Raw genomic sequence first — 2,677 nt, 5'->3', positions numbered from 1 at the left:
GGTCGTTGCGGTTGTCCATCAGGCCAATCCGGCATCGGGCGGCACGCGCACGCCCGTCGGCGAGTTCCTGGAGCGTGCCGGCAGCGGCCCCGAGGTCACCGCGGTTCGGGCAGCCATCGCACGGTGACGTCGGCGATCACGCCTGCCCACTGCCGCGCCGCCCGGGGGGCTTCTCGACTGGACGCTGAAGCGTCTGTCCGTGCGATCGGGGATTGCGAATTTTGCGCTTCGCGACTTCGAGCGCGACCGGCCCCTCCTCTCTGAGGCAGCACTGGGCACGCTGCGTGCCGCGTTCGAGACGGAAGGCGTTCAGTTCCACCCCGCAGACACTGGGGGCAGGATCGGTGTCAGGCTGCGGGCAGAGCCGAACGGGCTACCAGACCCCGCATCCAGTCCCCGGAATGGTCGTCGCTGACCCGGTAGGTCGGTAGGCCTTCCGTCTTGCAAAGGCGCGCCGCCCGGCTCTCGGCCTCGGCTGCCTCGGCATAGACCTCGACGGTCGGGACCGAGCCCTTGATCGGCGGTATGTAGACGAGAGTGTTGCGTTCCCCTGCCGGCCGCACGACCAGCACATCGGCACAGGGTTCCGCCTGCGGGTCGACCTCGTACTCCGTCCGTTGCAGCATGGCAGGCTTCCCGTCCCGATCCCGTCTTGGACAGGTTCAACGACAGGTACGCGTTGCTCGCAGGACCTCTGGCGACCAGGCGCGGTTTTGTCCCAAGCGAGGCGTTCAAGACGACGAAATGGACGCTGACATCGGATCCTTCCGCGCTCGACCCAACTTAGTCGCCCAGAGCGACGTTGCATCCATTTCAAGAGCGGACCATCGGCATATAGGTCGTCTCGTCGATGACGGTCACTTGGTGGTGATCGCGGAAGCCGACGTTGACGCCGCTCCGTATCTTTCTGTGTTTTGAAACGAACATGGGAATCGGACATGAAGAAGAGCGCGATCCTCGTCACCGGAGCGCTGTGCCTGGCGGCATCGTCCGCCCTTGCCCAGCAGTCCATGCAGGGTGTGAAGGCCGTCGATCAGGACGTTTCGAACGGCATTGTCAGCGCTGACACTGTCATGGCCGCGAAGAACGGCTGGCTCGTCATTCACCGCACAGATGCCGCGATGAAGCCAGGTCCGGTCGTCGGGCATGCCCCGATCCGGGCCGGCACCACGAACGACGTGGCGGCGATCCTGACCGAGGACGTGAAACCCGGCGACATGCTGATGCTGATGGTTCACGCAGAGGACGGTGGTATGAAGAAGGGCGTGTTCGAGTACACGCTGGGTGCCAAGGAGGACGGTCCGGTCCGCGTCGACGACAAGCTCGTCATGACCATGATCAAAGCCCAGTAGCCCGTTGGGGCCCGCCGGCATCCAACGGCGGGCTCCTTCACCAGCGTTGCTACCCTCCTATCCGCCGCGCCGCTTCGCGGAAGCTGCATTGACGGCGGGACATCTCGAGAGCCTCTCGGGCTAGTCTCGAAGCTGCTACCTTGAGATCGAGGCAGCGGGCGCGCCGGAGAACCTTAGTTCTGGATCTGCGCCGCGATATCGTACAGCGCCTTGATGATGCCGCGCGGCGGGTAGGGCTTGGCGAAGAACAAACCGTTCTCCGGCATGTCCGTCGTTTCGACCTTCACACGCCCCGACGTCACGATGATCGCGACCGGCGGCCAACGGTCGCGCACGGCCCGGGCGAGCTTCAGCCCGTCCATCGTGCCGGGCATCTCGACATCGGTGAACAGGACGCGAATGTCGGAATGGCGCTCCAGCATGCGGATCGCTTGGTCGGCGTTCTTCGCCTCGTAAGCCGTGAAGCCCGCCTCCTCGCACAGGTCCACGGCTTCCGCACGCACGAGAGCATCGTCTTCCACGATCAGAACGGCGTAGCGGCTGGGATCGAAGGACTGGGCCATGGCTGAGGTCAGGCGCTCGGTTGGTTGGTGGGCTGCGCGAGCGCTCCCGTCAGGATGAAGCGGATGCCGGCGGTGTCGAAGTCGATGTGACCCTCGCCGTCGAAGTAGCTGGCGACGATGCGCTCGATCAGCTTGGAGCCGAAGCCGCGTCGTTCCGGTGCTCTAACTGGCGGACCGCCACTTTCGATCCAGTGGAACACGAACGCACCGTCAGCCACGTCCCAGGTCATCTCGACGTGGCCCGTCGCGTTCGACAGGGCACCGTACTTGGCTGCGTTCGTCGCCAGCTCGTGGATCGCAAGGCTGAGACCTAGCGCCTGCTGCGCCGTCAGTTCGGCATGCGGCCCTGTCATGATGACCCGGTCGCCGCCCAGGCGATGCGGGGCGATAGCCGCCTCGACGACCTCCCGCACGTCGGCCTCGGTGAAGTTCGTGCGCGTCAGGATGTCCTGCGCTCGCGCCAGCGCCGACAGGCGGCTGGAGATGGCCTCGCGGGCCTCGTCCATCGTCTGGGCCTGACGCAGCGTCTGCGTGGCGATGGCCTGCACCATGGCCAGCGAGTTCTTCATGCGGTGCGACATCTCCTGCGTCAGCACACGCTGCGCGTCCTCCATCCGCTGGCGAGCCACCGCCGCCCGCACCCGGTCGCCGACCTGCTCGACGAACTGGCGCTCGCCGTCCGTCCAGACATGGAGCGTGCGCGAATGGGCGAAGACCACGGCGTAGAGGCGGCCGTCGAAGCTGATCGGCAGGTCGAGGAAT

General features: G+C 65.7%; 4 protein-coding genes. 1 reads left to right on the top strand and 3 read right to left on the bottom strand.

Features of this window, described 5'->3' with window-relative positions; translation table 11 throughout:
• Window positions 1–347: 347 nt before the first annotated feature.
• Window positions 348–626, bottom strand: coding sequence for a hypothetical protein (locus tag AUL35_RS21300; protein ID WP_062018598.1), 279 nt, complete (start codon window positions 624–626; stop codon window positions 348–350).
• Window positions 627–938: 312 nt separating this feature from the next.
• On the opposite strand from AUL35_RS21300, the gene AUL35_RS21295 reads away from it, so the two are divergent.
• The gene (locus AUL35_RS21295) at window positions 939–1,352 is read left to right on the top strand and encodes a hypothetical protein (RefSeq protein WP_062018596.1); all 414 of its coding nucleotides are present in this window, start codon (window positions 939–941) and stop codon (window positions 1,350–1,352) included.
• 173 nt (window positions 1,353–1,525) lie between these two features.
• On the opposite strand, the gene AUL35_RS21290 is transcribed toward AUL35_RS21295, so the two are convergent.
• Both AUL35_RS21290 and AUL35_RS21285 read right to left on the bottom strand, forming a co-directional pair.
• On the bottom strand, window positions 1,526–1,915 hold the full coding sequence (locus AUL35_RS21290; protein ID WP_062018595.1) for a response regulator: 390 nt from the start codon (window positions 1,913–1,915) through the stop codon (window positions 1,526–1,528).
• Window positions 1,916–1,923: 8 nt separating this feature from the next.
• Window positions 1,924–2,677 (bottom strand): sensor histidine kinase (locus AUL35_RS21285; protein ID WP_280137370.1); only part of this gene is annotated, 754 nt, incomplete at its 5' end.

The organism is Aureimonas sp. AU4 (genome assembly GCF_001463765.1).
In the GTDB taxonomy this organism is placed as follows: domain Bacteria; phylum Pseudomonadota; class Alphaproteobacteria; order Rhizobiales; family Rhizobiaceae; genus Aureimonas.
Note: the sequence above shows the minus strand (reverse complement) of the source record. Positions and strands in the feature narration are given on the sequence as shown.

Bases quoted from the DNA above. Each gene is read 5' to 3' on its own strand.
- AUL35_RS21300 (WP_062018598.1), bottom strand. From the start codon at position 626: ATGCTGCAACGGACGGAGTACGAGGTCGACCCGCAGGCGGAACCCTGT.
- AUL35_RS21295 (WP_062018596.1), top strand. From the start codon at position 939: ATGAAGAAGAGCGCGATCCTCGTCACCGGAGCGCTGTGCCTGGCGGCA.
- AUL35_RS21290 (WP_062018595.1), bottom strand. From the start codon at position 1,915: ATGGCCCAGTCCTTCGATCCCAGCCGCTACGCCGTTCTGATCGTGGAA.